26 protein-coding genes and 1 tRNA gene are annotated in these 24,438 nt (G+C 40.1%); 10 read left to right on the top strand and 17 right to left on the bottom strand.

Annotation, left to right across the window (positions count from 1 at the left end; genetic code table 11):
- The 10 genes from AB7E63_RS06600 to AB7E63_RS06555 all read right to left on the bottom strand — a co-directional run.
- The coding region (locus tag AB7E63_RS06600) for a FoF1 ATP synthase subunit delta/epsilon (protein WP_428419007.1) at positions 1 to 181 on the bottom strand (181 nt) is incomplete at its 3' end.
- Complete coding sequence (gene atpD, locus AB7E63_RS06595; RefSeq protein WP_006342469.1) at positions 174 to 1,583, bottom strand: F0F1 ATP synthase subunit beta; 1,410 nt, start codon at positions 1,581 to 1,583, stop codon at positions 174 to 176. The genes atpD and AB7E63_RS06600, both read right to left, overlap by 8 nt.
- A 15-nt stretch (positions 1,584 to 1,598) precedes the next feature.
- Positions 1,599 to 2,459, bottom strand: a complete 861-nt coding sequence (gene atpG, locus AB7E63_RS06590; RefSeq protein WP_006342470.1) for an ATP synthase F1 subunit gamma — start codon at positions 2,457 to 2,459, stop codon at positions 1,599 to 1,601.
- Entirely contained in the window at positions 2,443 to 3,957 is a 1,515-nt protein-coding gene (gene atpA, locus AB7E63_RS06585) for a F0F1 ATP synthase subunit alpha (RefSeq protein WP_006342471.1), read from the bottom strand. Before atpA ends, atpG begins: the two co-directional genes overlap by 17 nt.
- On the bottom strand, positions 3,954 to 4,505 hold the full coding sequence (gene atpH, locus AB7E63_RS06580; protein WP_006342472.1) for an ATP synthase F1 subunit delta: 552 nt from the start codon (positions 4,503 to 4,505) through the stop codon (positions 3,954 to 3,956). The genes atpA and atpH overlap by 4 nt, the downstream gene beginning before the upstream one ends.
- Positions 4,502 to 4,987 (bottom strand): F0F1 ATP synthase subunit B, encoded by a 486-nt coding sequence (gene atpF, locus AB7E63_RS06575; RefSeq protein ID WP_006342473.1) that lies wholly within the window; start codon positions 4,985 to 4,987, stop codon positions 4,502 to 4,504. Before atpF ends, atpH begins: the two co-directional genes overlap by 4 nt.
- 4 nt (positions 4,988 to 4,991) lie before the next feature.
- Positions 4,992 to 5,225 (bottom strand): ATP synthase F0 subunit C, encoded by a 234-nt coding sequence (atpE, locus tag AB7E63_RS06570; protein ID WP_006342474.1) that lies wholly within the window; start codon positions 5,223 to 5,225, stop codon positions 4,992 to 4,994.
- 14 nt (positions 5,226 to 5,239) lie between these two features.
- Positions 5,240 to 5,998: a F0F1 ATP synthase subunit A gene (gene atpB, locus AB7E63_RS06565; RefSeq protein WP_006342475.1), complete on the bottom strand. Its 759-nt coding sequence runs from the start codon at positions 5,996 to 5,998 to the stop codon at positions 5,240 to 5,242.
- 6 nt (positions 5,999 to 6,004) lie between these two features.
- Positions 6,005 to 6,376 (bottom strand): hypothetical protein, encoded by a 372-nt coding sequence (locus AB7E63_RS06560; protein WP_006342476.1) that lies wholly within the window; start codon positions 6,374 to 6,376, stop codon positions 6,005 to 6,007.
- Complete coding sequence (locus tag AB7E63_RS06555; RefSeq protein WP_006342477.1) at positions 6,366 to 6,590, bottom strand: AtpZ/AtpI family protein; 225 nt, start codon at positions 6,588 to 6,590, stop codon at positions 6,366 to 6,368. Before AB7E63_RS06555 ends, AB7E63_RS06560 begins: the two co-directional genes overlap by 11 nt.
- Positions 6,591 to 6,908: 318 nt before the next feature.
- Between AB7E63_RS06555 and AB7E63_RS06550 the strand changes: the two genes are divergently transcribed.
- The 3 genes from AB7E63_RS06550 (at position 6,909) to AB7E63_RS06540 (ending at position 8,408) form a co-directional block, all read left to right on the top strand.
- Positions 6,909 to 7,466, top strand: a complete 558-nt coding sequence (locus AB7E63_RS06550) for a hypothetical protein (RefSeq protein WP_006342478.1) — start codon at positions 6,909 to 6,911, stop codon at positions 7,464 to 7,466.
- Positions 7,467 to 7,663: 197 nt separating this feature from the next.
- Positions 7,664 to 7,909 (top strand): hypothetical protein, encoded by a 246-nt coding sequence (locus AB7E63_RS06545; protein WP_006342479.1) that lies wholly within the window; start codon positions 7,664 to 7,666, stop codon positions 7,907 to 7,909.
- On the top strand, positions 7,887 to 8,408 hold the full coding sequence (locus AB7E63_RS06540; protein ID WP_284452463.1) for a hypothetical protein: 522 nt from the start codon (positions 7,887 to 7,889) through the stop codon (positions 8,406 to 8,408). The genes AB7E63_RS06545 and AB7E63_RS06540 overlap by 23 nt, the downstream gene beginning before the upstream one ends.
- Here AB7E63_RS06540 and AB7E63_RS06535 read toward each other — a convergent pair.
- Positions 8,397 to 10,382 (bottom strand): hypothetical protein, encoded by a 1,986-nt coding sequence (locus AB7E63_RS06535; RefSeq protein WP_232503212.1) that lies wholly within the window; start codon positions 10,380 to 10,382, stop codon positions 8,397 to 8,399. The two genes, AB7E63_RS06540 and AB7E63_RS06535, sit on opposite strands and share 12 nt — an antisense overlap.
- A gap of 247 nt (positions 10,383 to 10,629) precedes the next feature.
- Between AB7E63_RS06535 and AB7E63_RS06530 the strand changes: the two genes are divergently transcribed.
- Together AB7E63_RS06530 and tal are read left to right on the top strand one after the other, a co-directional pair.
- On the top strand, positions 10,630 to 11,004 hold the full coding sequence (locus AB7E63_RS06530; protein ID WP_006342482.1) for a hypothetical protein: 375 nt from the start codon (positions 10,630 to 10,632) through the stop codon (positions 11,002 to 11,004).
- Positions 11,005 to 11,019: 15 nt separating this feature from the next.
- Positions 11,020 to 11,976, top strand: a complete 957-nt coding sequence (gene tal, locus AB7E63_RS06525; RefSeq protein ID WP_006342483.1) for a transaldolase — start codon at positions 11,020 to 11,022, stop codon at positions 11,974 to 11,976.
- 69 nt (positions 11,977 to 12,045) lie between these two features.
- Here tal and ftsH read toward each other — a convergent pair whose 3' ends face one another.
- The 3 genes from ftsH to AB7E63_RS06510 all read right to left on the bottom strand — a co-directional run bounded on the left by ftsH (position 12,046) and on the right by AB7E63_RS06510 (position 16,954).
- On the bottom strand, positions 12,046 to 14,793 hold the full coding sequence (ftsH, locus tag AB7E63_RS06520) for an ATP-dependent zinc metalloprotease FtsH (RefSeq protein ID WP_006342484.1): 2,748 nt from the start codon (positions 14,791 to 14,793) through the stop codon (positions 12,046 to 12,048).
- A 517-nt stretch (positions 14,794 to 15,310) separates the two neighbouring features.
- Complete coding sequence (gene tilS / locus AB7E63_RS06515) at positions 15,311 to 16,591, bottom strand: tRNA lysidine(34) synthetase TilS (RefSeq protein ID WP_006342485.1); 1,281 nt, start codon at positions 16,589 to 16,591, stop codon at positions 15,311 to 15,313.
- 9 nt (positions 16,592 to 16,600) lie between these two features.
- Complete coding sequence (locus tag AB7E63_RS06510; RefSeq protein WP_226987465.1) at positions 16,601 to 16,954, bottom strand: DUF4339 domain-containing protein; 354 nt, start codon at positions 16,952 to 16,954, stop codon at positions 16,601 to 16,603.
- A gap of 195 nt (positions 16,955 to 17,149) precedes the next feature.
- On the opposite strand from AB7E63_RS06510, the gene AB7E63_RS06505 reads away from it, so the two are divergent.
- From AB7E63_RS06505 to AB7E63_RS06485, 5 genes are all read left to right on the top strand, one after another.
- Positions 17,150 to 18,289 (top strand): LptF/LptG family permease, encoded by a 1,140-nt coding sequence (locus AB7E63_RS06505; protein WP_036746589.1) that lies wholly within the window; start codon positions 17,150 to 17,152, stop codon positions 18,287 to 18,289.
- A complete protein-coding gene (locus tag AB7E63_RS06500) occupies positions 18,289 to 19,380 on the top strand; it encodes an LptF/LptG family permease (RefSeq protein WP_013925520.1) in 1,092 nt (363 codons plus the stop codon). The genes AB7E63_RS06505 and AB7E63_RS06500 overlap by 1 nt, the downstream gene beginning before the upstream one ends.
- A 31-nt stretch (positions 19,381 to 19,411) precedes the next feature.
- Positions 19,412 to 21,922, top strand: a complete 2,511-nt coding sequence (locus tag AB7E63_RS06495) for a bifunctional UDP-N-acetylmuramoyl-tripeptide:D-alanyl-D-alanine ligase/alanine racemase (RefSeq protein WP_006342489.1) — start codon at positions 19,412 to 19,414, stop codon at positions 21,920 to 21,922.
- A gap of 72 nt (positions 21,923 to 21,994) precedes the next feature.
- Positions 21,995 to 22,077, top strand: a tRNA-Leu gene (locus AB7E63_RS06490).
- A gap of 72 nt (positions 22,078 to 22,149) precedes the next feature.
- On the top strand, positions 22,150 to 22,485 hold the full coding sequence (locus AB7E63_RS06485) for an ASCH domain-containing protein (RefSeq protein ID WP_161792765.1): 336 nt from the start codon (positions 22,150 to 22,152) through the stop codon (positions 22,483 to 22,485).
- Between the two features lie 84 nt (positions 22,486 to 22,569).
- On the opposite strand, the gene AB7E63_RS06480 is transcribed toward AB7E63_RS06485, so the two are convergent.
- The 3 genes from AB7E63_RS06480 to AB7E63_RS06470 are packed head-to-tail and all read right to left on the bottom strand — an operon-like array spanning position 22,570 to position 24,402.
- Complete coding sequence (locus tag AB7E63_RS06480; RefSeq protein WP_013925523.1) at positions 22,570 to 22,971, bottom strand: RloB domain-containing protein; 402 nt, start codon at positions 22,969 to 22,971, stop codon at positions 22,570 to 22,572.
- The gene (locus tag AB7E63_RS06475) at positions 22,907 to 23,182 is read right to left on the bottom strand and encodes an RloB family protein (protein ID WP_079891768.1); all 276 of its coding nucleotides are present in this window, start codon (positions 23,180 to 23,182) and stop codon (positions 22,907 to 22,909) included. Before AB7E63_RS06475 ends, AB7E63_RS06480 begins: the two co-directional genes overlap by 65 nt.
- On the bottom strand, positions 23,179 to 24,402 hold the full coding sequence (locus AB7E63_RS06470; protein ID WP_006342492.1) for an AAA family ATPase: 1,224 nt from the start codon (positions 24,400 to 24,402) through the stop codon (positions 23,179 to 23,181). Before AB7E63_RS06470 ends, AB7E63_RS06475 begins: the two co-directional genes overlap by 4 nt.
- Positions 24,403 to 24,438 lie beyond the last annotated feature (36 nt).

The following is a 24,438-nucleotide window of genomic DNA, read 5'->3' as shown; positions in this document are numbered from 1 at the left end:
TAAAGGTGATTTTTTCGTGATTGGGATCTTCAATGATCATCTCTCCTTTTCTCAGAGAAATGATCATTGAAGCATGGTGAGATAAAATTTGAAAAGATCCTTCTTCTCCAGGTGCTTTGATGGAATACACCTGCCCTTCGTACACTTTTTTTTCTGGAGTGACAATCATTAAATCAAACATGGGATTTTTTTAACTTCTCCGCATTTTCAAACACTTCTTCAATAGGCCCGACCATATAAAATGCTTGCTCAGGAATTTCGTCCATTTCCCCATCAACAATCATTTTAAAACCTTTGATTGTATCGGCAAGTTTGACAAATCTTCCGGGTTTTCCCGTAAAGGTTTCCGCAACAAAAAAGGGTTGCGAAAGAAATTTTTGAATCTTTCTGGCTCTTCTGACCGTTACTTTATCCTCTTCTGCCAGCTCATCCATGCCAAGAATCGCAATGATATTTTGCAAGTCTTTGTATCGTTGTAAAATACGCTGTACTTGTCTCGCCACACGATAATGCTCCTCCCCGATGAAATGAGGATCGAGAATACGAGAAGTAGAGCCTAATGGGTCAACGGCAGGATAAATGCCTAATTCCGCAATCTGTCTAGAAAGCACTGTCGCTGCATCTAAGTGGGAAAAGATGCTGGCAGGCGCAGGGTCTGTGTAGTCATCAGCAGGGACATAAATGGCTTGTACAGAGGTAATAGAGCCAAATTTTGTCGACGTGATTCTTTCTTGCAAAGCTCCAATTTCTGTTTGCAAAGTAGGCTGATAACCTACTGCTGAAGGCATCCGACCTAAAAGAGCAGAAACTTCTGAACCCGCCTGAATAAATCGGAAAATGTTATCAATGAAGAGCAAGACATTTTGATGTTCTTGATCTCTAAAATGTTCAGCCATGGCGAGCCCTGTTAACGCTACCCGTAAACGTGCCCCTGGGGGTTCATTCATTTGACCAAACACCAAAGATGTTCGTGCGAGAACACCCGATTCTTTCATTTCTAACCATAGGTCATTCCCTTCACGAGTTCTCTCACCAACTCCACAAAATACAGAATATCCCCCGTGTTGACTAGCGATATTTCGAATCAGTTCCATGACAATCACAGACTTCCCCACCCCGGCGCCCCCAAATAGCCCCACTTTTCCCCCTTGAGGATAGGGCTCAAGTAAATCAATGACTTTGATTCCCGTTTCAAATAAGGTAATCTGAATTTCCTGATCTTCGAAATTAGGAGCGGCTTTGTGAATAGAGGCTCTGGGAACATCCTTATCTAAAGGTTCGAGATGATCGAGCGGCTCACCTAAAAGATTAAATATTCTTCCCAAGGTTTTAGGTCCCACAGGGACTTGCACTGGTGCACCTGTATCAACAGCTTGCATTCCCCGTGTGAGCCCTTCTGTTGAAGAAAGCGCAATGCATCTGACCATTCCATCACCCAATTGCATGGAAACTTCAGCCACAAGGTTAATGCCATGCTCTGCGTTCTTGATTTCGATTGCATTGAGGATGTTGGGAATTTGATCCTCGGGGAACTCAATATCTAGAGTAGGACCGATCACTTGTCTGATGGTACCTGTGGCCATATGCTCTCCTTTTGCTTATTGGGAACGCAAACTTTCCGTTCCGGAGGTAATCTCTAACATTTCAGTTGTGATACCCGTTTGTCTGACTTTATTGCGTTCTAGCGTTAATTTTTCGATCATTTCTTCCGCATTTTTAACAGCCGTACGCATGGAAAAGATACGCGCGGAAAGCTCCGCTGCGTAGGCTTCGTTAAGAGCAGAAGAGATAATGGTTAGGCAGTAGCGTGGCATAATTTCTGCCAATAGCACCTCTGAACTGGGTTCAAAGATATAATCCAAGGGATGCAATCCTTTGGGCATTGCAGGAGGTTGAATATTTAAGAATTTTTCCACCTTTATTTCTCTCAAAGCCAGGTGTACGTAATGGGTATAAATCACCCAGACTTCATCAAACACTTCCGTTTCAAACCAATGTACAAGTTCATTTGAAAGTTTTTTAACTTGGTCTAACGTCAGCTTCCCACCCCAATCAACAATCTCTTCACGTATTGCCCAAGGCTTACGCTTAAAGAATTCAACTGTTTTAGATCCCATCAAAATCAATTCGACATTGTCATGTCGGTACTTAGATAAAAAGCGCTCTGCAGCAGTAAACACACTCGTGTTATAAGAACCACATAATCCACGATCTCCTGCAATGACCACCACCGCCGTTTTTTTCACTTCACGTTGAATAAAAAAGGGATTGAGCTCATTAACGGAAGTGCTCAGGTTTTCCAAAATATGCTTCATTGTCAACGCATAAGGTCGCGCTTGCTCCGCCTTTGCTTTGGCACGACGGAGCTGAGAAGCGGCGACCATTTCCATCGCTTCTGTCATTTGTCGAATGTTTTCGACTGAATGTAAACGTTTGCGGATATCACGTAGAGAAGTCATATTTTTTCTTAAATTGGGTTACAGCTTCATCAAGTTCTTTCATTATTTCTGGATCTAAATCTAAAGTGTTCGCGATTGTTTTTGGAATATCTGGATATTCTTTTTCAATAAAATGATAGAATTCTTCCTCAAATTTGCGCACAGATGCAACGGGGATGTCATCTAAATACCCTCTAGAACCCACATATATCGTCACAACTTGTTTTTCCAATGGATATGGATTAAATTTGTCTTGTTTCAAAATCTCCACCATCCGCTCCCCACGTCTTAACTGAGCAAGGGTGGTTTCTTCTAACTCTGCTCCAAACTGCGCAAAAGCAGCTAATTCACGATACTGAGCCAGATCAAGGCGTAAACTTCCCGCTACTTTCTTCATGGCTTTAGTTTGTGCTTTTCCTCCAACCCTAGAGGCCGAAATTCCCACGTTAATTGCGGGCCTAATCCCGGCGTAAAAAAGATCAGATTCCAAATAGATTTGACCATCGGTAATGGAGATCACATTGGTTGGAATGTAAGTTGCGACGTCATTGGCCTGTGTTTCTACGACGGGGATGCCCGTCAGAGAACCGCCACCTAATTCATCATTCAATTTTGCTGAGCGTTCCAAAAGCCTAGAATGGAGATAAAAAATGTCTCCTGGATAAGCTTCTCTTCCAGGAGGTCGCTTTAGTAATAATGCCATTTGCCGATATGCTTGCGCATGTTTGGTTAAATCGTCATAAAAGCAGATCGCATGCTTCCCATTGTACATGAAGTATTCTCCCATATTTACTCCAGCATAGGGAGCAATATATTGCAATGCAGCGGGATCGGAAGCTGGAGCTGCAATAATGGTCGTATATTTCATGGCATCATGCTTTTCGAGAATCGCTACCATTTTTGCTATCGTCGAATTTTTTTGCCCGATCGCCACATAGATACAAGCCACATCTTTATCTTTTTGATTGATAATGGTGTCTAAAATGAGTGTTGTTTTGCCAGTCTGTCGATCCCCAATAATCAATTCACGCTGCCCTTTGCCAATCGGAATCATGGCATCGATCGCCTTGACGCCTGTTTGAATGGGTTCATTGACCGGCTGCCGCTCCACCACATTGGGAGCCCGCGCTTCAATCGGACGAAAATGATTGGTCTCGATTTTTCCTTTTCCATCAATAGGCTCTCCGAGGGCATTTACCACACGCCCAAGCAAAGCTTCTCCAACGGGTACTGAAATGATTTTATTGGTCCTCTTGACAACATCGTGCTCTTTAATACCTTGCTCAGAACCTAATAGAACGGCTCCCACGTGATCGACAGCTAAGTTTAATACCATGCCTAAAGTTCCATTGGGAAATTCTAATAGCTCAGACATCATCACATCGTCAAGGCCCCAAATCCTGGCAATGCCATCGCCTACTTGAATGACCCGACCGACTGATTCCAGTTCACTTCTTTCTTCATATTTCTCGATTTCGTTCCCGATGACCCAGGAAACTTCTTCTGGTTTTAAGGTCATGATTCCTGCCTAATCTCTGTCAAAAGAGTTTGTTTCATTTGTTTAAGCCGGCTTTTAATGCTAAAATCCCACATCTGATTCCCTATTGTCAAAACGCCTCCTCCGATGATGGAAGGATTAATCTGCTGATCCATTTTGATTTCTTTTTGATAGGCTTTTTTTAGCTTTTCTTTTAGATCTTCGATGATCTTGGGATCAATGGGATGTGCTGTCACCAGCTCGGCTTGCAAAACACCTGCCTTCTCATTAAGCATGCGGGAAAACTCCTGTATGATGAGAGGAAGGTGAGAGAGCTTTTGTTGCTTCACAATGTATGCAATAAAGTCTAGAAATTTGAGGTCAAAGTGATCTTTATAACATTTTTGTAAAACGCGCTTTTTCTCTTCTTGGCTAAATTGCGTAGAAATAAGAAAGCGTTGAAAATCGGAACTTTGCTTCAGCATATCTTCAAAAGCTTTTAAATGGGATTGCCATTGATTTAATTGTTCCAATGCATCTGTGGAACGAAATAAAGCTTTTGCATACTGCAAAGAAAGGGCTCTTTTCATTTAGCAGCATCCATTTTTTCTATAAATGTCTCGATCATTTGCTTGTCTTTTTGGAGATCCAATTTTTCTTGAATCACTTTTTGGGTAGCATTTACAACCAGTTCTACAATTTGTTCTTTCAATTGAAGCTTAGCCCTTTCAGTTTCTTTAAGAGCATCTTCATGTGCTTTATTCATGATGTAATTAGCTTGACGATAGGCATCTTCACGAATTTGCTGCGCTATTTTAAATCCTCTTTCCGCAGTAGCCTCTAGCCTTTGCCTGGCCTCCACATCGATATCCTTAAGCTTTTCCTGATAATCTTCCATTAATTGAGAAATTTCTTTTTTTTGTTCTTCAATTTTAGAAAATTCATTCTGTATTTTTGCACGCCTCTCTTCAATAATTTTAAGAAGAGGCTGCCAGGCATAACGCTTTAAGATCCAAACCATGATCAAAAAGGCGACAATTTGAGAGATGATTTGTTCAAGTTCTAAATGCATAAGACTATCTTATTCTTTCAAGAACGATAAAAAATACGATGAGCGCATAAATGGTCAACGCTTCAATTAGCGCGGCACCGATAATCATGTTCGTTAAAATTTTTCCTGAAGCGTCAGGTTGACGGCCAATGGCTTCCATAGCGCCACCAACCGCTCTTCCAAGGCCTAAGCCAGATCCTAGAGCAGCTAAACCAACTGCTAAGGGTGCAGAAATGGCAAGTGCGGTTCCAATTTCCATGTTAACATCCTTTGTTAGTGTTTATCATCAGGCATGGACAACAAAATATAAACTGTGCTCAGCAGCGAAAAAACAAGAGCTTGCATTAAACTCGTTAACATTCCCAAGAACATAAAGGGAAGTTGTAAAGGAATAATCAAAGGAGCAAGCAAAGTAACCCCCATGATAACAAATTGGGTAACTAAAATGTGCTCACCAAATACATTGCCGAACAATCGAAGCGATAAGGTAACAGGTCTAGCTAGCTGGGTGATAATTTCCAGAGTAAACATTAAGGGAGCCAGCAGCCATTCAATCAAATTTTTTGGAGACCCCGCCATGTGATAGATAAAGCCGCCGACCCCCATGTGCTTGATGTTGAGAAACTGAACCAAACAAAAAACACAAATAGCCAAGGCAACAGTAATGTTTAAGCTAGAAGAAGGAGACTTCATCAAAGGCACAAGCCCAATTAAATTCATGCTCAGAATATAAATAAACAGCGTACCTATAAAAGGAACAAATTTGGCTCCTTGTGGACCTAAAACATCTGTGACAAGCTTATAAATCGACTCTACCACCCATTCCAAGGTATTTTGAAATCTTTCAGGAATCATATCACTTTTGCGTGTACCTAAATAAAAAACGAACGAAATCAAAAACGCAACAAAGATGGAAAACACAATATTTTCCCAACTATGTAAAAAAGTCGCCCAAGCTGTATCATGGAATCTTTGATACAATAAGGTAATGGCATTTGGTGTCTCTGATATCTGCTGTGATCCTGATTCCATATGTCTTTATGCCGTTCGTTTTTGAAACATAAGAGATCCCAACCCAAGAAGAAAAATACCCAAAAAAATGAGGGAAAATCCAAGCACTAAATAAAGGCTATTTAAATAGGGACTTGCTAATAAAAAATATCCAAGAAGGTAAAGTAAGGGAATTTTTAATCCCATCAAGGTAAATATTTTTAGTACATTCTTCTGTTCATTACCTAAGATGCTTTTCAACAGGTATTTTAGGAGAAATAAATTGGCACATCCCCACATGACCCCCAAACAGAGAGAGGCGGCATTCTTATAAGCGCGCTCCTGCAAAATAATGACTAAGAAAATAAAGGTTAATCCAAGGGTTACTTTGATTGTATTTTTGATAAAATCAAGCTCCATTGCCATACCTTTTCACTATGCGATAGAACTCACGTCCTCCTGCAAATAAGCCAAGCAAAATGCACATATACATTAAATAAGGAGCGGTCCCAAAAAAACCGTCGAGCCAATGTCCGATTAACCAACCAATCACCGGTGGAACAGATAAGACAAAGGGAATCGTGACAAAAGCCCCTAGCTGCTGGATCCTTCTCTCGTTGTCATCTTTCGCCACCTTCTTCTCCAGCAAGACGTTTAAAATGTTATGTTATTAAAAAATCTATTTTGCAGGTTCCCTGAATATCATCAAGAGAAACATCTCATTCTTCCCAAGAAAAATCGAGAAAAATGGGTGTAGAATGGGAGAGAATTATGATGACAATCATTTCAAACAAAAACCATTATTTTAATAAAGCTACAAGATTTTCTTCGAAAAAACACACACTCCTGATAACATCTCGACAATGGATTACAATCTTCGGCCGTGAAATCCCTTTCACAAGTAAGCCGGAACACATGAATAAATAAACAACTTACATGAGAGAATTTCACAATGAACTTCTTATTTAATCGACATATAGGCATTCTTTTTATTTGCCTTAGCCTGTTTATAAACGGCTATGCAGAAACGCCAAATATCTCTTCTGAATCCATATCTGAGCTGGAATTAATCACATTTACACCTCCCAATGGCTGGAGAATTGCTGATTCAAAAGAGCTTCCCAAACACGTTAAAATCATGGTTGTGGGACAAGGAGAACGGGAATTTTCGCCTTCTATCAATCTTGCAACAGAGCATTACACACGTAGTTTAAATGATTATCTCAAGAGAATTAAAGAGATCAATCAGTCACAGGGTGTCGAATGGAAAAACCTCGGTTCTATCCACACAGATGCAGGAGAAGCCAATCTTTCACAAGTCGATGAGAAAACGCAATGGGGAGATTTACGGATGATGCACGTTGTTTTGGTCAAAGACGAAACAGCTTATATCCTCACTGCAGCTGCTCTGAAAGATGAATTCCCTAAATTTTACAAAGATTTTTTTGCATCTTTAAAATCATTGCGATTTATTAAGGAGCAACAAAAACCTGCGGAGAACCAAGCTTAAATTTAAGTTTAGAAACAATCAGGCGTATTTCCTTATCTAATTGATAAGCAATAACAAATGAATTTACTCAATCGTTCGTCAAGATATTATTGAGAAAAGCAATTGCATAAAAATATAAGACTATGCCATATATCAAGTCTTGAAAAGGATATAAGGCAATTTAATGAAACGAAATCATGTACCAAAGGAGTACACCCATGAAAAGTTTTAAAAAATTTGTTGCAATCGCAACTCTTTTTGCAATGTTCACTTCATCTGCAAGCAGCGCGATCGCACAAGAATATGTAACTGACACTGGCGGATATGGATACGAAGAATCTCGTAGAGTTCCACAAATTGGACCTGCAATTGCTTTAGGAGCGATGGCATTGGCTGCAATTATTGCGGTTGCTATTCAAAATTCTAGCCATTCTCATGGTCATGGACATAGCCACAGCCACTAAAATGTTGCGCGATCTATTTTACGGAAAGGGGGTATTACCCCTTTTCCTTCTCCTTTCTTCCTGTTCGTCTACATGCCCCGAGTGGCAATATCAAGATACCATTACTCACACCCCTTATTTCAACTCTGGCAGAATTTTTTTACCTCCTTCGAATCCTTTTCGTGAATTAGGTATTGAAATTGATCGCGGAGGAAATGGTGCCGAAATGTATTTAAACGTGCATTCTTTTAATTTCCCGCGTGACCCAGAAAATCCCCTCCTTTCATTTGTCGAAGTTCAAGTGGACGACGACTGCTTTAGCTATGAAACAGAGCTGTTATTGGGAGGGCAACGGATGAAACTTCCAGCAGCTTTATTTGAAAAAATCACGCTTGGACTCTTAAACAACCAAACTGTCGTGATACGATCAGGACAATTTGAATCTGTAATTCTGCCGAATGGATTTGAAAAAGCATTCCAAAAACTAAATCGCATTCACATTGCCCCTTCAGAGGTCTAATTCAGATCGATTTTTAAGATCTTGCAATCGATTTTCAATTGATTCAAAATATTGATCCACAAATAAGAACGTGTTTCTCAATAATTTCCCTTCAGACTCACTTTGAGGAAGCTGATTGAAAAAATTTCCGAAAAGATGCCGATATTCCAGCAACTGGAGTTCCATTTCTTTGATCGTCACAGAAAGCGACTCTTGATCGATCGGTTCTTTTTCTAACCTTTGAACAGATGCATAAAAGTCTTGCAAGTACCCTTTCATGTCATTGATATCAAGATCAATTTCCATGGAATGCTTTTGTGTTTCTCTATTTTTGATGTGTTGTTCTAAATGCTCCATGATCTTTCTAAAAACACCGAGACGTTGCCGATGCACTAAATCAATGGAACGATCAATGATCCCATGGTGGATGGCATACAGTTGGTGATATAAAGGAAAGTCATGCAAAACGTGATATTGCCAATCTGCCCGTAAAGCCTGTGACAGATATTTTCCCACCTGATCAACAACTTGTGGACTGAAAGACCCCAATTCATTCAGCTCTTCCAATCGCTTTAAAAACTCTTCTGCATGAAAACGCATGACTTGTCGAGAACTTAAAGGCTGTCCCATTTCATGGATTGCCTTTTCAATCTCTCTTGAAATTTTTGCGACATTAAAATCTTCTAGGTATAAGGGCCCTTGTTGAATAGAATCACCAAGCTTTTCAAATAGTTGATCCAAACCTTCAATTTCATATCCCAATGTCAAAAGTTGCTTCGCATTTAAAGGCTCCTGCCCCACAATCCATTCAGCGAATCCCCAACGGGAACGCACATAAGGATCTGGATCAGTTCTTAATAAAAACTCTCGATATTTGGAAACAACAGCACCTAAAGTATGCGTTTCTGAGCGATATCCACTGACAACTTCTTGGACCAAGGCCCGCCCTATAGGATCATTAGCTTGTAGATAGTTCCCTTCTTTTATTAATCGGCTTCGTTCATATAGAGAGGAAAGCAGCTCTTCATAATATTCCTTAAATAGTCCCACCGCTTTATCAGGATGAATGACATTTTTTAATGCTTGCACAAGCTCTAATTCTGGAAGGGATTTAGTCCGTTGATTTTTTTTCCACAGCTTAACTAAGCGATAGATCATTTTAAACGTTTCGCGATCATTCATTTCAAGATGTGCTAGAGCTTGATACCCTTTGAATTTCCTTAAAGCTTCATCAATTTTAATATTAAGCTTCAAGTATTCCATGTGTTTTAAAGCGAATTTCTGAGATTGCGTATTCAGAAATTTTTCGTTTCTTTCTAGATTTGTCGTCAAAGTCGGATCCAGTAAAGATCTCCAATCAAACCAATTTTTGATTCTAGGCCACATTGAGGCGGACTGGTTCGCAAGGTTTTTTTTGTATTCTTTTAAAAGATCTTCTAAATGCCGGATGCACCATAGTGCACCTTCCATTTTCGAAAATAAAAGATCTTTAAGACCCGACAAAATTGTGGAAAGCTCTTTATTCCAGCGTTCAAATCCGATTTGCTTTAACTGCTGAAAAAGTTCTGTCGTGCAGCCCTGAATCGTACCCACATACTCCCATAAAGCTTCTCTCCATGCGGAACTTAATCTTTGCCAATCTTGGAGAGGAATATCCTTGATATCTTGAGGTGCTATTTCCCTGATTTTTTTGCTCACAACCTCTAAAGCATCTGTCAGCTTTAATCCTATCGAGGGGGGAGGGAGAATCAGGGGTTCATGTGCCGAAGGGCTAAAACTAGTGATGAGTTTGTTAGCAAGAAAAGTTTCTTTTTCATCGAGATAGCGCCCTAACTGCTTAATTAAGGCATCATCAAATACGAACCTTCCCTGAAAATCAATAGGCTCCAAAATCATTTTACGACGTACTCTTTCTAATTGATAGGCATTGTTTTGTTCTAATGGATCATAAGGTTTTTTGACAACATAGTCAAATAAAGCATACAGTCGTTTCACATAAAGAATCATTCGATCCGTTTATGCTTGTTATTTGTCATTAAGTGTAACACCTTGAAGATCCACCTCTCTTTCATGTTAAATATGTGACTTAAAACGAACAAGATAAATTGTGTCCATTTCCATACCCCTCTTCTTTGAAGTTAAGTTGCAGCATTGATTTACGGTTGCCTGTTTGCATAAACCCTGTTATACTTAGTTTATTCTATAAATAGATCTAATAATCACGCGTACTTTTAGGATTAATATGCAAAAGGGCAATCTGTTACAATTTAACTGCAAAGAATGTGGACACTCGATCACTTTTTCTGTTTTTGAACTTGAAAAAAGAGATGCACCACTCCCCTGTCAAAAATGCCATCAGAAGTACGCTCTCCAGGATAATGTTTTAAAAAAACAACTTAAACTTTTTGCAGACCTTTGCCAACAACTGATTATCTCAGAAGAAATTTTAAGCCATACAGCCGTAGGCATTGACATTGGAGAGCACCACGTCAAAATTCCTTATAAACTTTTGTTGACACGGCTAAACTCCACATTAGATTTACTTATAGATGGAGAACCTTTATCTATTAAATTCTTAATCGAACCACTTAAAGAAGGCCCTTGCTGCGGCGTTTAACAAAGGACTATTTCTATGGCAAATACAATTTTAGACCAGTTAAAAAAAGTCACGACAATTGTCTGTGACACAGGTGACATAGATTCTATTAAAGCCTATGCACCAACCGATGCGACAACAAATCCGTCCTTGATTTTGAAGGCGGCCGCAAAACCCCAGTATCAACATCTCATTGAGGATGCGCAAAAATATAGCCAAGCCAAAGGTGGTTCACTAGAAGAACAAAAACACCACCTAATGGATAAACTTTTTGTGAATTTCGGAATTGAGATTTTAAAAATCGTCCCAGGACGTGTTTCAACAGAAGTCGATGCACGCCTTTCTTTTGACGTCGAAGGCAGCATCAAAAAGGCTAAAACCTTGATTGGACTATACGAAGCAGCTGGAATCGATCGGAAGCGAGTCTTAATTAAGCTTGCCTCTACATGGGAAGGAGCTCAAGCAGCTACTCTGCTGGAAAAGGAAGGGATTCATTGCAATATGACACTTCTTTTTAGCTTAGCCCAAGCCATTATTTGTGCAGAAGCGAAAGCAACCTTGATCTCCCCATTTGTTGGGCGCATTTTAGATTGGTACAAAAAAAGCCAGGGAGTTTCTGAAATTCCACCCGAGAAAGATCCTGGTGTAAACTCAGTAACAGAAATTTACCATTACTTCAAAAAATTCGGCTATAAAACGCAGGTAATGGGCGCTAGCTTTAGAAACGTCGGAGAAATTATTGAACTAGCTGGATGTGATCTTTTGACCATTGCCCCTGATCTACTTGCTCAACTCGAACAAATGGAAGGAAAATTAGAGCAAAAACTATCCGCTCACACATCAAAAGACTTGGATATCAAAAAGCTTTCTGTAGATGAAAAAACGTTCCGTTGGATGTTAAATGAAAGTCCTATGGCCACAGAAAAGTTAGCAGAAGGAATTCGTCATTTTGCTGCAGATGCCATTAAATTAGAAAATCAGCTAATTAAATAAAAAGCAGAGAAAACTCTCTGCTTTTTTGCCTTGTTTTAAAGGGGAGTTTAAAAAACTCCCCTTTTACATTTAAGCCGGTGACATCGTTGAAGAGGTCGGTTGCATCGGTGAGGAAGCATCGTCTGAATCTGAAGGAACAGGAGGAGGCACTGAGCCTAGCTTTTTGTGCAACTCATCTGCACGTTTTAAACGCTTTCTCTTTTCCTCAATATCCCATTTATTACTCAGAATTTCACCCACATCTTCACTATCTAATGTTTCAAATTCCATAAGCATCTCAGCCATGAGTTCGATTTCATCTTTATGCTGCAAAATGATTGTTTTCGCACGTTCATTTGCTTCGTCCAGAATACGTTTCACTTCGGCATCGATGAGACGAGCGGTTTCTTCAGAATATTTTTTCTCAAAATGCCCTGCTCCAAAGTAAGAACTACTTTCCCCTTTGTCATCATAAGCAACAGAACCAAGCTTTTCACTCATTCCAAATTCACAAACCATGCTACGCGCAAGCTGAGTCGCACGTTCAATGTCTTGACGAGCACCGCTTGATAAATCTTCTAAGAAGATCTCTTCGGCACAACGCCCACCCATGAGAACAGCAAGCTGATCAATAAGCTCTTTCTTCCAATAGCTCGTCCGATTCTTTTTAGGAAGGAACATGGTCGCGCCCAAGGAATAGCCTCTTGGAATAATGGTCACTTTATCTACTGGATCAGCATGCTCAACTGTCACACCAACAACGGCGTGGCCTGATTCATGATAAGCAGTCGACTTACGTTCATTTTCATCCAATTCAAGATTGCGTCTTTCTTTTCCATAAAGAACTTTATCGCGTGCTTCAACAGTCTCTTGAGCTGTCACAGCAGTCCTTCCTCGACGAGCTGCCAGTAATGCTGCTTCATTTAGCAAGTTTGCTAAATCAGCACCTGAGGCACCTGGCGTACTTCTTGCAATCATCATCAGGTCGACTGATGTATCCATTTTAATTTTCTTCGCATGCACTTTCAAGATGTCATAGCGCCCTTTAATATCTGGGAGATTAATGACAACTCGACGGTCAAAACGACCCGGACGCAGTAAAGCTTTGTCAAGTACATCCGGACGGTTGGTCGCAGCCATTAGAATCACACCATCATTGGTATCAAAACCATCCATCTCAACTAAGAGCTGGTTTAAGGTCTGCTCTCTTTCGTCATGTCCGCCACCAATACCGGCACCGCGGTGTCTTCCCACAGCATCGATCTCATCGATAAAGATAATACAAGGAGAGCTTTTTTTAGCCTGATCGAACATGTCGCGAATACGGCTTGCTCCCACTCCAACAAACATCTCCACAAAGTCTGAACCAGAGATTGAGAAGAAGGGGCGATCAGCTTCACCTGCCACAGCTTTGGCTATGAGAGTTTTCCCGGTTCCCGGTGGTCCAATACATAGAACACCTTTAGGAATATGCCCACCTAGTGCTGTAAATTTTTGTGGGCTGCGTAAGAATTCGACGATTTCTTGTAGCTCTTCCAAAGCTTCATCGATCCCGGCAACATCTTTGAATGTTACTTTGTGAGATCCTTTTGCCATTAGTTTTGCAGGAGATTTTCCAAAATTCATCGCATTAGTTCCCATCCCTTTCATTTGGCGGGAGAAGATGAAATAAAGAAGAAACACAACCAGCAATACAGGTAAAAGTGTAAACAAGTAGCTCAAATAATTTGGCGTAGGCTCTTCACTGCGGAAGGTTTTTTCCAAAACTGTATTTAAAGGTTGATCAGGAGCTTTAAATACACCGCCACGGTTATGAGAAAAATTATTCCACTCTTCTTTCGCATTAATGAACCACTGATGGAATAATTCTGGATCTTGTTTTTCCAAGGATTTAGTCGATAGCTCCTTGTTATTAAAGAACCATATCACATGCGAAACGGCTTGGCGTGCTTTGTCTAATTGAGCCTGATTCTCATCTAATTTTTTCATTAGGGTGTTATAATCCCCTAAAGCGATGTTATAATTTCTAATCGCCCTTAAGTCTGAAAGACGAGAATTATCTTGCATGTGATCCAGCTTAGTCACAATTCCTTGCAGTTGACTTAAGAAAGATTCATACTGCGTTACAACACTCGCTGAAATTTCTTTTGATTGATTGATTTGATTCAGATCTAAATCAATTTGTCTCAAAGTTTGTTTTAGTGTTTCGTTACCAATTCCCAAAGTTGGAGATCGGAAACTGCGCACGAAATCTGCTAAGGTTTGACCAAACAGTTTAAGCTCTGCATCACTTGGATTCTTTTTCAAGTCCGCAAGCTGCGCTTCTAATTTGGGTAGGCTTTGTCCCCCCTTATGAGTTAGGGCGCGAACAATAATACTATTATCCTTATCCTGTGTATGATACATGTCATCTACAACGATATAGCCATCTTTGGGAAGTGGAATTCCACTCAATGTCAAAAATGACTCTGAAGCATCCACGGCTTTCTCGGCCAAGGTTACCAATTCACCATCTGAGTGCTCTTTTTCAGCCTCAAGTTCATGGTTTGTGTTGAGTAGCTCCAGGAATTTATAGCGTCGCTTACCTTCTTCTGTCAGCCGATCTCGGAATTTGCCACTAAATGTGACCAAATTATCAACGGCAGTTTTGCGGTTGTCCTCAGGTTGAATAAGATCTAGATTAGCAAGATGTTCGAGTTGATAATTAAACGAAACTTTTGCAAATCTCGTGTCGATTAAATTTTGGACCATCAAGGCAAGCAAAAATGCGGCCATCAGAAACCAAATAAATCCGTTTGGAAAATTTTTCTTAAAGTCTTGTTTATTGTCGTCGCTCATATTCACCTTAGATAAATGGAAAATTGTAAACGATACTTTTCAAGCGGTACCAGAGCTCAGATGATTCTCCCCCAGACACCCTAAGAACCTGAAGTTCGCTAAAAAGACACCTCAAGTTTGAGATTTCATGCCGTTCTTTTTTGATTACACCAAATGATGTGCACATTTAAGAAAAGCCTATCTAAACTTTCAATTACTCTATTCCAGCTTTCTTGAAAAGCATTCCACAAAAAATAATGTTAAAGATTTATATTTGTCACCTTAACTTTCAGTCTTAACAGAATGCCTTTCAGATATTTATATATCATGAATTTCTTTAGTCTTCGATTTTTACTGAACATTTTCGATGATTCTATCGAAGATCTTATGGATAAAGCGGCACATTCTCCCGCTAGCTCAGGTTATCACATAACTCATTCGCTTTCAATAGCCAACTCATAACCTTTTTAAATGAAAAAAATGAATCTGAAAATGGTTTTTCAATCTTTCTAGACATTTAAGAAAAGGGAGTGACTATCTATATGGAATATTCCAGAGTCACCTTCGCCCATTTCCTCATTTTATCATGATTCGTATTCATTTTTCCAGAAAGAAACTCATAAACGATGCGATTGTTTTGCCAAACAACAGGAATTTTCCAGCGCATAAAAGCGGGAACCTTATGGTTTGTCCACCACTTATCCAGCCAATTTGCAGTTCCAGTTACCGGCAAATCGACCTTACAATCGTCACTCCAAGGTATAATTGCAAAAAAATGCCCCTGCCAGACATCCCGCCAAGTTGGTAGCTTCAAGTCTTTTTCATCAGACTCCACAAATTCATAGGCAACCTTCCAATCAGCCCAAAGCTTTTTGCCAATAAAAATGTTACCGCGATCGAATTGAACTTCGTGATCCCCTGCTTCAATGCAGCAGTTAGCTCGTTTTTCTCGAATGCATTTCACAGCAACGTCCATTTGGGATCGAGAAAAGCTAATTCCCTCTTCGCTCAAAACATAGCGTAAAAGTTGTTTCAGCTCAAAAGAAGTCCCGGGCTGTTTTTGGGATAAATCAACCCACACCCCTATTGGAGTTCGCAAAATCTTTTCAAAATAGGGTTGCAAATGAGTTTGAAAAAAGTGCTCCAATTCTTCCGATTCTTTTCCCAAATAAAGCAAGGCCGACTTAATTTCTTTGCCAAATTCTTTAGCCAGATAAGGCATCATGCGAGAACGCATTTTTCCACGTAGAAATTTCGGATCAAGGTTCGTACTGTCGTTGAAAAAAGGGATGTCGTGCTTAGAAAGCCAGCTTAAAATCTTAGCCTTATCAACTTCAAGCAATGGACGCCAAATCGCAAGCCCCCCCTGCTGCTTCGTTTCTGCAATCCCACGCAATTTAACTAAAGAAGCACCTTCTAGGATTCTTTTTAAGATAGTCTCAGCTTGATCATCTTGATGATGCCCTAAAACAACAGCTTGATAATCATAGATTGCGGCCACTTCGGCAAAAAACTGATAACGCAAATCTCGGCATGCAGCTTCTAAATTGCCGTGCATGGATGTTGGATCCAAAACCTTTAAGTGAAATGGAACATGGAGAGATTCCGCTAAAGTTTTTAAGGTCTCCGCTTCTTTTTCACTCTCTTGACGCCATCGGTGATCAATATGCGCAATACCAAGCTTGAGAGGGATCATTTTGGCACATTTTAAAAGAAGATATAAAAGAGCAATAGAATCTGGCCCTCCCGATAATCCTACCAAGATTGGGCGGGTCTCATCACAACGCATCTTAAGAAAGCGGAGAACAATTTCTTCCATTCAGCTTCACTAAATCCAGTACAATTGATATAAAACATAACTGATAATGATGACGGCAAGAATTAACCAATAGAAAAAATCAAAAGGGTCTTTCTGTGTATCAATAACGAGCTCGTTATTTCCACGAGAGCCCAGATTGCGCTTAAGGTTCAGGGGTAAGTCTTGTTCTTCAGAATCAACGAACAAATCCTTTAACTCTTTAACCTCACGGATGGGAATCCACTTTTCAAAACCTTTTTTCCAAACTAAGGTATCCGGAGTCACTCGCGGATCATATCTAAGCTGATTGATCGAAAAGGGACCTTCTGAGACTTCATTTAATTTAATCCACCATTCTTGGCGTGTTTGATCGTTTTTGTTCACAAAACCCTCGTTGGAATAGTCCGCTTTTTCATCAACGTGCATCAAATTAGTCTATAGGTTTTATTATCCAAGAAATCAAACAGAACGTAAACACATTGTAGCAAATTACTTGATTATTGTATCTTAAAACCCTAAAAACGAGTCATTCATTTCTATTTTCATATAAACCCGTCTTTAAGGAGAAAGTCCAAGGCAATGCTTCTGATCTGGCGATATTTACTTTTACAATACTTTCAAGTTTTGTCTTTAAGTACAGTGGCATTTGTAGCAATTTTGTTAACCACGCGGTTTGATGAAATTGCGCATTTTGCAGCTTTGGGAGCGGCCGGGTCTCACATTATCTGGTTTATCGTCTCTCAAATTCCTTATATTTTACCCATAGTGATCCCCATTTCCAGCCTGATTGCATCTTTACTTTTGATCCAAAGATTATCTCAGACTCATGAATTAACCGCCCTGAGGGCTTCGGGCTGGGCTATTCGAGATATTTTATATCCCATTTTAATCGCAGCAGCCTTTATTGCTCTTTTGAATTTTTATATTGTCTCTGAATTAGCCACAAATTCCCATTTACAAGCGAGTCTTTTAAAAAAAGAACTCCGCTCTATTAATCCGCTGCTTCTGCTCAATAATAAGCATTTAATGCGTGTGAAAGGAGCCTATTTTCATGCGATGGGCAATTCACGCGTGGGAGAATTTGCTAAAAATGCGCTTTTTGCAATGCCAAGCAAACAAAACAATCGCATTCAATTGATGATAGCCAAATCTTTACATGCGGATTCCGTCCTTTTTATAGGCAATAGCGTGACCAATATGACCACTTTACCCGTGGAAAATGGGGAGAGTTTTGATCATTTTGTCGTTGAAAATTTGGAAAAGACCATGACACCCATCCAGGATTTTTCCCTTATTTTTCAACGCAATGTTTTTTCCTTAAGCAATGACCATCTTAAGCTATCACTGCTAATTTATCGGATGAAAGAACAGGCACTGCACCTCCGCCAGCCTAATCTTTTACGTGAAGAAATGAAACAATTGCAAAAACAGCAAAACCGCTCCTACGCAGAAATCATTCGCCGCTTTTCACTTGCAATCGCAGTATTTAGCTTCACGCTAATGGGATGTGCATTTGGGATGAACATCAGCCGCCATCGCTCAAATAAGGGCGTTGTTTTCGTGATTGCTTTAGCCGTTTTTTATTTAATCTCTTATTTCACTGCTAAAGGCATTGAGCATCATTTATTTTCGGCTACACTACTTTACTTAATCCCCCATCTGCTGATTTTGGGCATTTCAAGCTTTATTCTATACCGTGTTTCGAGAGGAATTGAATAATGTATATGAAATCTAAAATTCCTTTCCAATCCATTTGGGAACGTTATTTCTTTCGTGAAGTAGTCAAATTATTTTGTGTGTTTATTGGAAGTTTTTATGGCCTCTATGTCCTCATTGACTTTTCCAGTCACACGACACAATTTAGCACTCATTTTCAGTGGAGCGAAATTTTTTCTTATTACTTCTATGAACTGATCCGCCGATTAGATGTCATTCTTCCGTTTGCCTTAATGCTTGCAACGATCAAAACGCTTTGTTCATTATCTACAAATAATGAGCTCGTGGCTTTAATGGCTAGTGGAATGAGCTTGAAATCCCTGCTTCGCCCATTTATTATCATTGGCCTGTTTTTTACTGTTCTCATGTATGGCAATGCGGAATTTTTACTTCCCAAAGCTCAAAAAGGGCTGAAACAAATCCATGACCGTCACACTTCCCTAAAAAATAAATTGGAAAACAGAGGATTTGTCCAACACATTATTTTAGACGATCAAACCCAAATTCTTTTTCAATATTATGACGAAGAACGTCAATTCTTTTTTGATTCTTATTGGATTAAATCGGCCGACGATATTTTTCGAATTAAATACCTTTTCCCCCATTTAGAAGTGCCCTTGGGTCGCTATGTTCACCATTTAACACGCAACCAAAATGATGAACTTGTCGAAAGCGCCTCTTTTGTAGAAAAAGAGTTTCCTCAAATTTATTTTAACCAGAAAAAGTTGCAGGAAACTTTATCACTTCCCGAAGAACAATCCTTAACGGATCTTGTCCAACAACTTCCTCATAATAATCGAATTAGTCATGAAAAAGAGGCCCAGGTGGTCTCCCATTTTTACCATAAAATGGCACTCCCCTGGCTGTGCCTATTTGCAGTCATCGCACCTGCCCCCTTTTGTGTGCGATTTTCACGCGGGCTCCCTGTTTTTATGATTTATGCCTGCAGCATTTTTGGACTTATTACCTTTTATTTAACCATGGATGCCGCACTTATTTTAGCAAAACGACAAGTTTTAGATCCGATTTGGGCTATCTGGATGCCTTTCTCCATTTTTTTTGCATTTTTTTTCTATCGATTTGTTAAGCTTTAGAAAAGTCGTTTAATTCCTTCGAGAGAACCACATGGAATGCTTTGATTTACGCTCATGGCCTTTTTTTGCACAAGCTGGCGGAGATGCTCATTCTCCGGCTGTTATCAAACACATCTCCATTGATTCTCGCCGCATTTTTTCCCCAAGCACTCTCTTCGTTGCCCTAAAGGGACAAGCCCATGACGGACATGCCTTCGTGGCGGAAGCCGCTAAGTCAGGGGCAAAATATGCTTTAGTCCATCAAGATTGGCAACCTCCCTATCCTCTCAAAGATATCATCTTGCTACGGGTCAATGATCCCTTAAAAGCTTTTCAAGCATTAGCAAAAGCTTATCGACAGGAAAGAACACAATGTAAAGTAGTGGCAATTGGAGGTTCGTATGGAAAAACTATGCTAAAAGACTTGCTGGAGACCATGCTCGCCAAACGATACAAAGTCATGGCCTCTCCAGAAAGCTTTAATAGCCAAATCGGCGTGCCCTTAAGCCTGTTTAAAATTAAAGATTCCCATGAAATTGCCTTAGTCGAAGCGGCTTTTTCAGAACCTGGAGAGATGGAAGTTCTTGCAGATATCATTATGCCAGAACATGTGATTTTGACATCGATTGGAGCTAAACATCTGCACACATTAGGAAGTTTAGAAACGACCGCGTTGGAAATGGTTAAGCTGTTGCAACCTTTAAAAAAAGATAATTGGGCATTGATTCCTTCGACACCTTTGTTTGGCCCCCATCTTCAAGAACGGACATCGCGCTGCTTATTTTGGACTCAACCTGATTCACGCCTTCCTCATGCCATTTCTGCCTCTACCACTCCCCAAATGACGCTCCCCTATTCCGTCCACTTTCCTGATCAATACTTATTTCAAGGAGAAATGACGAAAGGATTTTCTTATTCCCTCGATTTGATCAATACAGCCTGCAAATCTGCCTGGCTATTCGACCTTCCATCTCACACAATCAGCGAAGTTTTGCAGACGTACCAATTTGAGCCAATGCGTACAGAAATTTGGAAAGCTCCTACGGGGATGTTGTTTATCAATGACCCTTATAGCTCAGATCCGCAATCGATGGACCAAGCTTTGACTCGCCTCCAATACTTAGCCTCTAATGAAAAAAAGACGTTGATTTTTGGAGGGCTTAAAGGAATTAGCGATCAGCGAGAGAATGAATACCGCAGAATTGGCTTGGCTATTGCACAATCCCACATTCAACATCTCATGCTCATTGGCCCTCTATCTGATTTTCAATCTTTAGTTTCAAAACTTCTTCCCCATACCACAATCTCGTTCTATCCAACAATCGCACACGCCCTTCGCCATTTGCGCGAGGTAGAAGATCCTCGACAAGTTGTGCTAATTAAAGGTGCTCAAAAAGTCCCTCTAGATTTTCTCACCGAAACCTACAACGACAGTATTTGCACAAATCAAAGTGTCATTAATCTAGCAACCATAGAATCCAATTTGAATCTCATCAGACAAAAGTTACCTTCTCAAACGCGTTTGATGGTCATGGTAAAGGCCCTTGCTTATGGAACAGAAGACATTCAAATCGCAAAGTTTTTAGCATCCTGTCAGATTGATATTTTAGGCGTTTCCTACGTGGACGAGGGAATTGCATTAAAAAGAGCAGGCGTCAAGCAAGCCATATTCGCACTTTCAGCAACACCTGCAGAAATCACTAAAATTCTCAGGTGGGAAATTGAAGTTGGGGTCGGCGACCAAGCCTTTATTCAAGCATTAGCCAAAGAAGCTTCTATACAGCAAAAAGAAATTAAAGTGCATTTACATATTGATACAGGGATGAGCCGTTTTGGCTGTCGGCCTGAAGAGGCGTTGCCTCTGGCACAAATGATTCAAGAAGCCCCTTTTCTTAAGTTAGAAGGCGTCATGACTCATTTTGCCTGCGCAGAAGATCTAGAGCAGGATCCTTTTACCCATCAACAAATCAATAAATTTGATGCCGCTGTAGCTGAGATCCAAGCACTCGGTATTTCGATTCCCTGGAAACATGCTGCAAATTCTAGCGCCGCGACACGTTTCCATCTTCCCCAATATAATATGGTTCGCATTGGATTAGCTGTCTACGGACTCTTCTCATCGCCAATCGTACGGGATTCGCTTAAACTCAAATTAGCCCTCTCTCTTCTTTCCCGCATTGTCGGCATCAACGTGTGTAAGCAAGGAGAGACAATCAGTTATGGTCGAAATTATACAGTTGAAAAACCCCTTCAACGCATTGCGGTACTTCCCATTGGTTATTTTGATGGCTTACACCGCCACTATAGCGGTAAGGGATGGGTGCTCGTGCATGGTCAAAAAGCGCCCATGATCGGCAATATTTGTATGGACTTTATGATGATAGATATTACAGATATTCCAACCGCGCAAGTTGGAGATACCGTTTTGATATTTGGAGAAGATGAGCATCGAAATTTCCTTTCTCCAGAAGATCTCGCCATGCGAGGAGAATCGATTGTACATGAGTTAGTCACATGCATTGGACCGCGCATCCCGCGCATTTTCATTTATGAAGAATCGTGACTTAGTGACTGATTCCATTACTTTTCTATTGCTTCTTTTTGAAGGGAACAGATAGAATGGATCATTCTATCAGCCGGCGTGGCGAAATGGTAGACGCGGTAGACTCAAAATCTACTCTTGGCAACAAGGTGCTGGTTCGAGTCCGGTCGCCGGCAATGATAACCGAATGTTTTGTGAATCACGAAACATTCGGTTTTTTTATTTTAACCTTTTTTGAAGTTGGATACATGGCTATTTTTAACATTCATTGCGACGATCCTTGGTTTTCTTATATCCGTCAAGGCATTAAGCCTGTGGAGGGAAGAAAAAGCACCCATACGTATAAAAAAATTAAGGTAGGCGATCAAATCAAATTCAGCAATGGCAAAGAAAGCTTTGTGGCAAATGTGACAGAGATCCGGGAATATAGCACAATTGAGCAATATCTTGAAGATGTAACCCTAGAGAAAGCCTTGCCTGGCGTCAAATCGATTGAAGAGGGATTAAACATTTACTATGAATGGACTCCCGAAGAAAAAATCAGACAGTACGGTTTCTTGGGCTTATTTATTAAACCTGTATAAAAGAGGCACTCTGCAGTCAAAATCGGCACCATAAATTGGGCCCACCAATAGAGGATTTATCATCCGAGACTACTTTGTCTATCATCAAATTTTTTCTAGAAAATTCTGTGCTGTCTTTAGATCGATAAAGCGAGCAATGAGCTCGTGCATGTTTGTAAAAGGGTCCTCTTTTGGATCATCAAACTGTTTTAAAGATAATTTAGAAGCATTTTTGCATGCGGTATTGATAAGATGGTTGGTCGAATTGAAGATCTGAACACCATCTTTTTCATAATCAGCGAATTGGGGTATTTTTTTTAAAGATTTTAACATCTGCTGAGGGCTCCCAAATCCTGATTCACGCAGCTGGAAGTGAAGATAGGGCCATAACTCAAAACAGGGATTGCAGATAATTGGAACAAAGTTTTTGCGTTTGCAAAGTTCAATTCCGTTTAAAAAAAGCAGAGAGATCATTGTCACGGTCGAAAACACAATATATCCTATCATATTTCATCCCTATTGATTTCGTTTTAGCAGTATTAATAATACTTCTTGGATCGGTTCCCTCTCCTTTAATGATATGAACACGAATGCGCAAACTTCTTGCAAGCTCAGAGAGATAATCGACTTCTGTTTCTCCTTCGCATACCACTAAATCAAGGGGTGAATACAGAGGATTTGCATGCCTATAGGAACGTATGGAAATTCTTTTGATCATGAAAAACGAAATTTTCCTATGTATGGAAGCGCACCGTAGCGACCTTGTAGATAACCTTTTCCAATTGCTTCCCCCTTGCGCGGTTTAAAATCCAAAAGAGAATAGAGACGTGATCCATGTTGCTCATCTTTTTGCACAAACCAAACCTGATCCCTTCTAAATAAATCACTATCTAACAAAGAGGTGTCATGAGTGGTGAAAATAAGTTGAGCATTCTTAGGATTTGTTTTAGGATTATGAAAAAGCTCTATCAAATATTTCACAATATTAGGATGGAGATGGAGATCGAGTTCGTCAACAAAAAGCACTAAACCTTCACGTAAGGCTTTCAGCCACCCTCCCGCTTGCGAAAAAAGTCTTTGCGTTCCATCAGATTCATCCAAGAATAAGTCAAACAACACTTTTTGATCAGAATCAAGCATTTTATGCTGTGTTCTTACAGCCACTTTTTTTATAGGAGGAACTTCTTCTTCAATTAAGTGGAAATTCTCAATCCCAATATCTGCACACTCCATGAATTTATGGATCCAAGGCTCCGTTTTAGGGTCTTTTAAAAACTGAAAAGTTAGATCAGGATTAAAATAAATTTCTTGCGCCGGGCCATTTTTTAACAAAATAACAAGCTGATCTCTAAACCAAAGAAAGATGGGTTTTAGCTGCTCGCTATTAAATTGCACTGCTGTGGAAAGATATAAAGCGTTTGCACGCGTCATCTGTTCCCAAACTTTATGCTCCCCTTTAAAGCTTGGCCCATGATACCACTCATATGCTTTTGAAGATGCATTCCATTTTCTGGTAAACCATGTCTGTCGATACTTTTTAGGGTATGCATAAAGCTCTTCACTTATGATCTGATCTTCGGTAAGAGCCACATGATAAGTGAACCGAGTATCATTACAAACGAAATCGATAGAAAACTCGCTCGGTTCATTTTGAGATTTTGCATTGAGTCGAAACGGCTGCAGGGGAATTTTTTGCTTTTCTTGATAGGCCGTGGAAGATGCAAGAACAAACTGCTGCAGAAAAAAAATTGCTCGAATCAAATTGCTTTTACCGCAAGCATTCGGCCCATAAATCACAGCAGAACAAACAAGGCGCTGATTTTGAGAAAATTCAAATGTATTTGAATCACGCAACTCAGACCCTTTTCCTGCGGACAAATTTAAGACCTCTTCACTCTCAAAAGATCGAAAGTTTTTGACAGAAAATTGCAATAACAAGGGATTTTCTCCTGTATAATTCTTGTGTTTTCCTTA

Origin of the sequence: Parachlamydia sp. (assembly GCF_050255895.1) — a bacterium.
Classification (GTDB): domain Bacteria; phylum Chlamydiota; class Chlamydiia; order Chlamydiales; family Parachlamydiaceae; genus Parachlamydia; species Parachlamydia acanthamoebae.
Note: the sequence above shows the minus strand (reverse complement) of the source record. Positions and strands in the feature narration are given on the sequence as shown.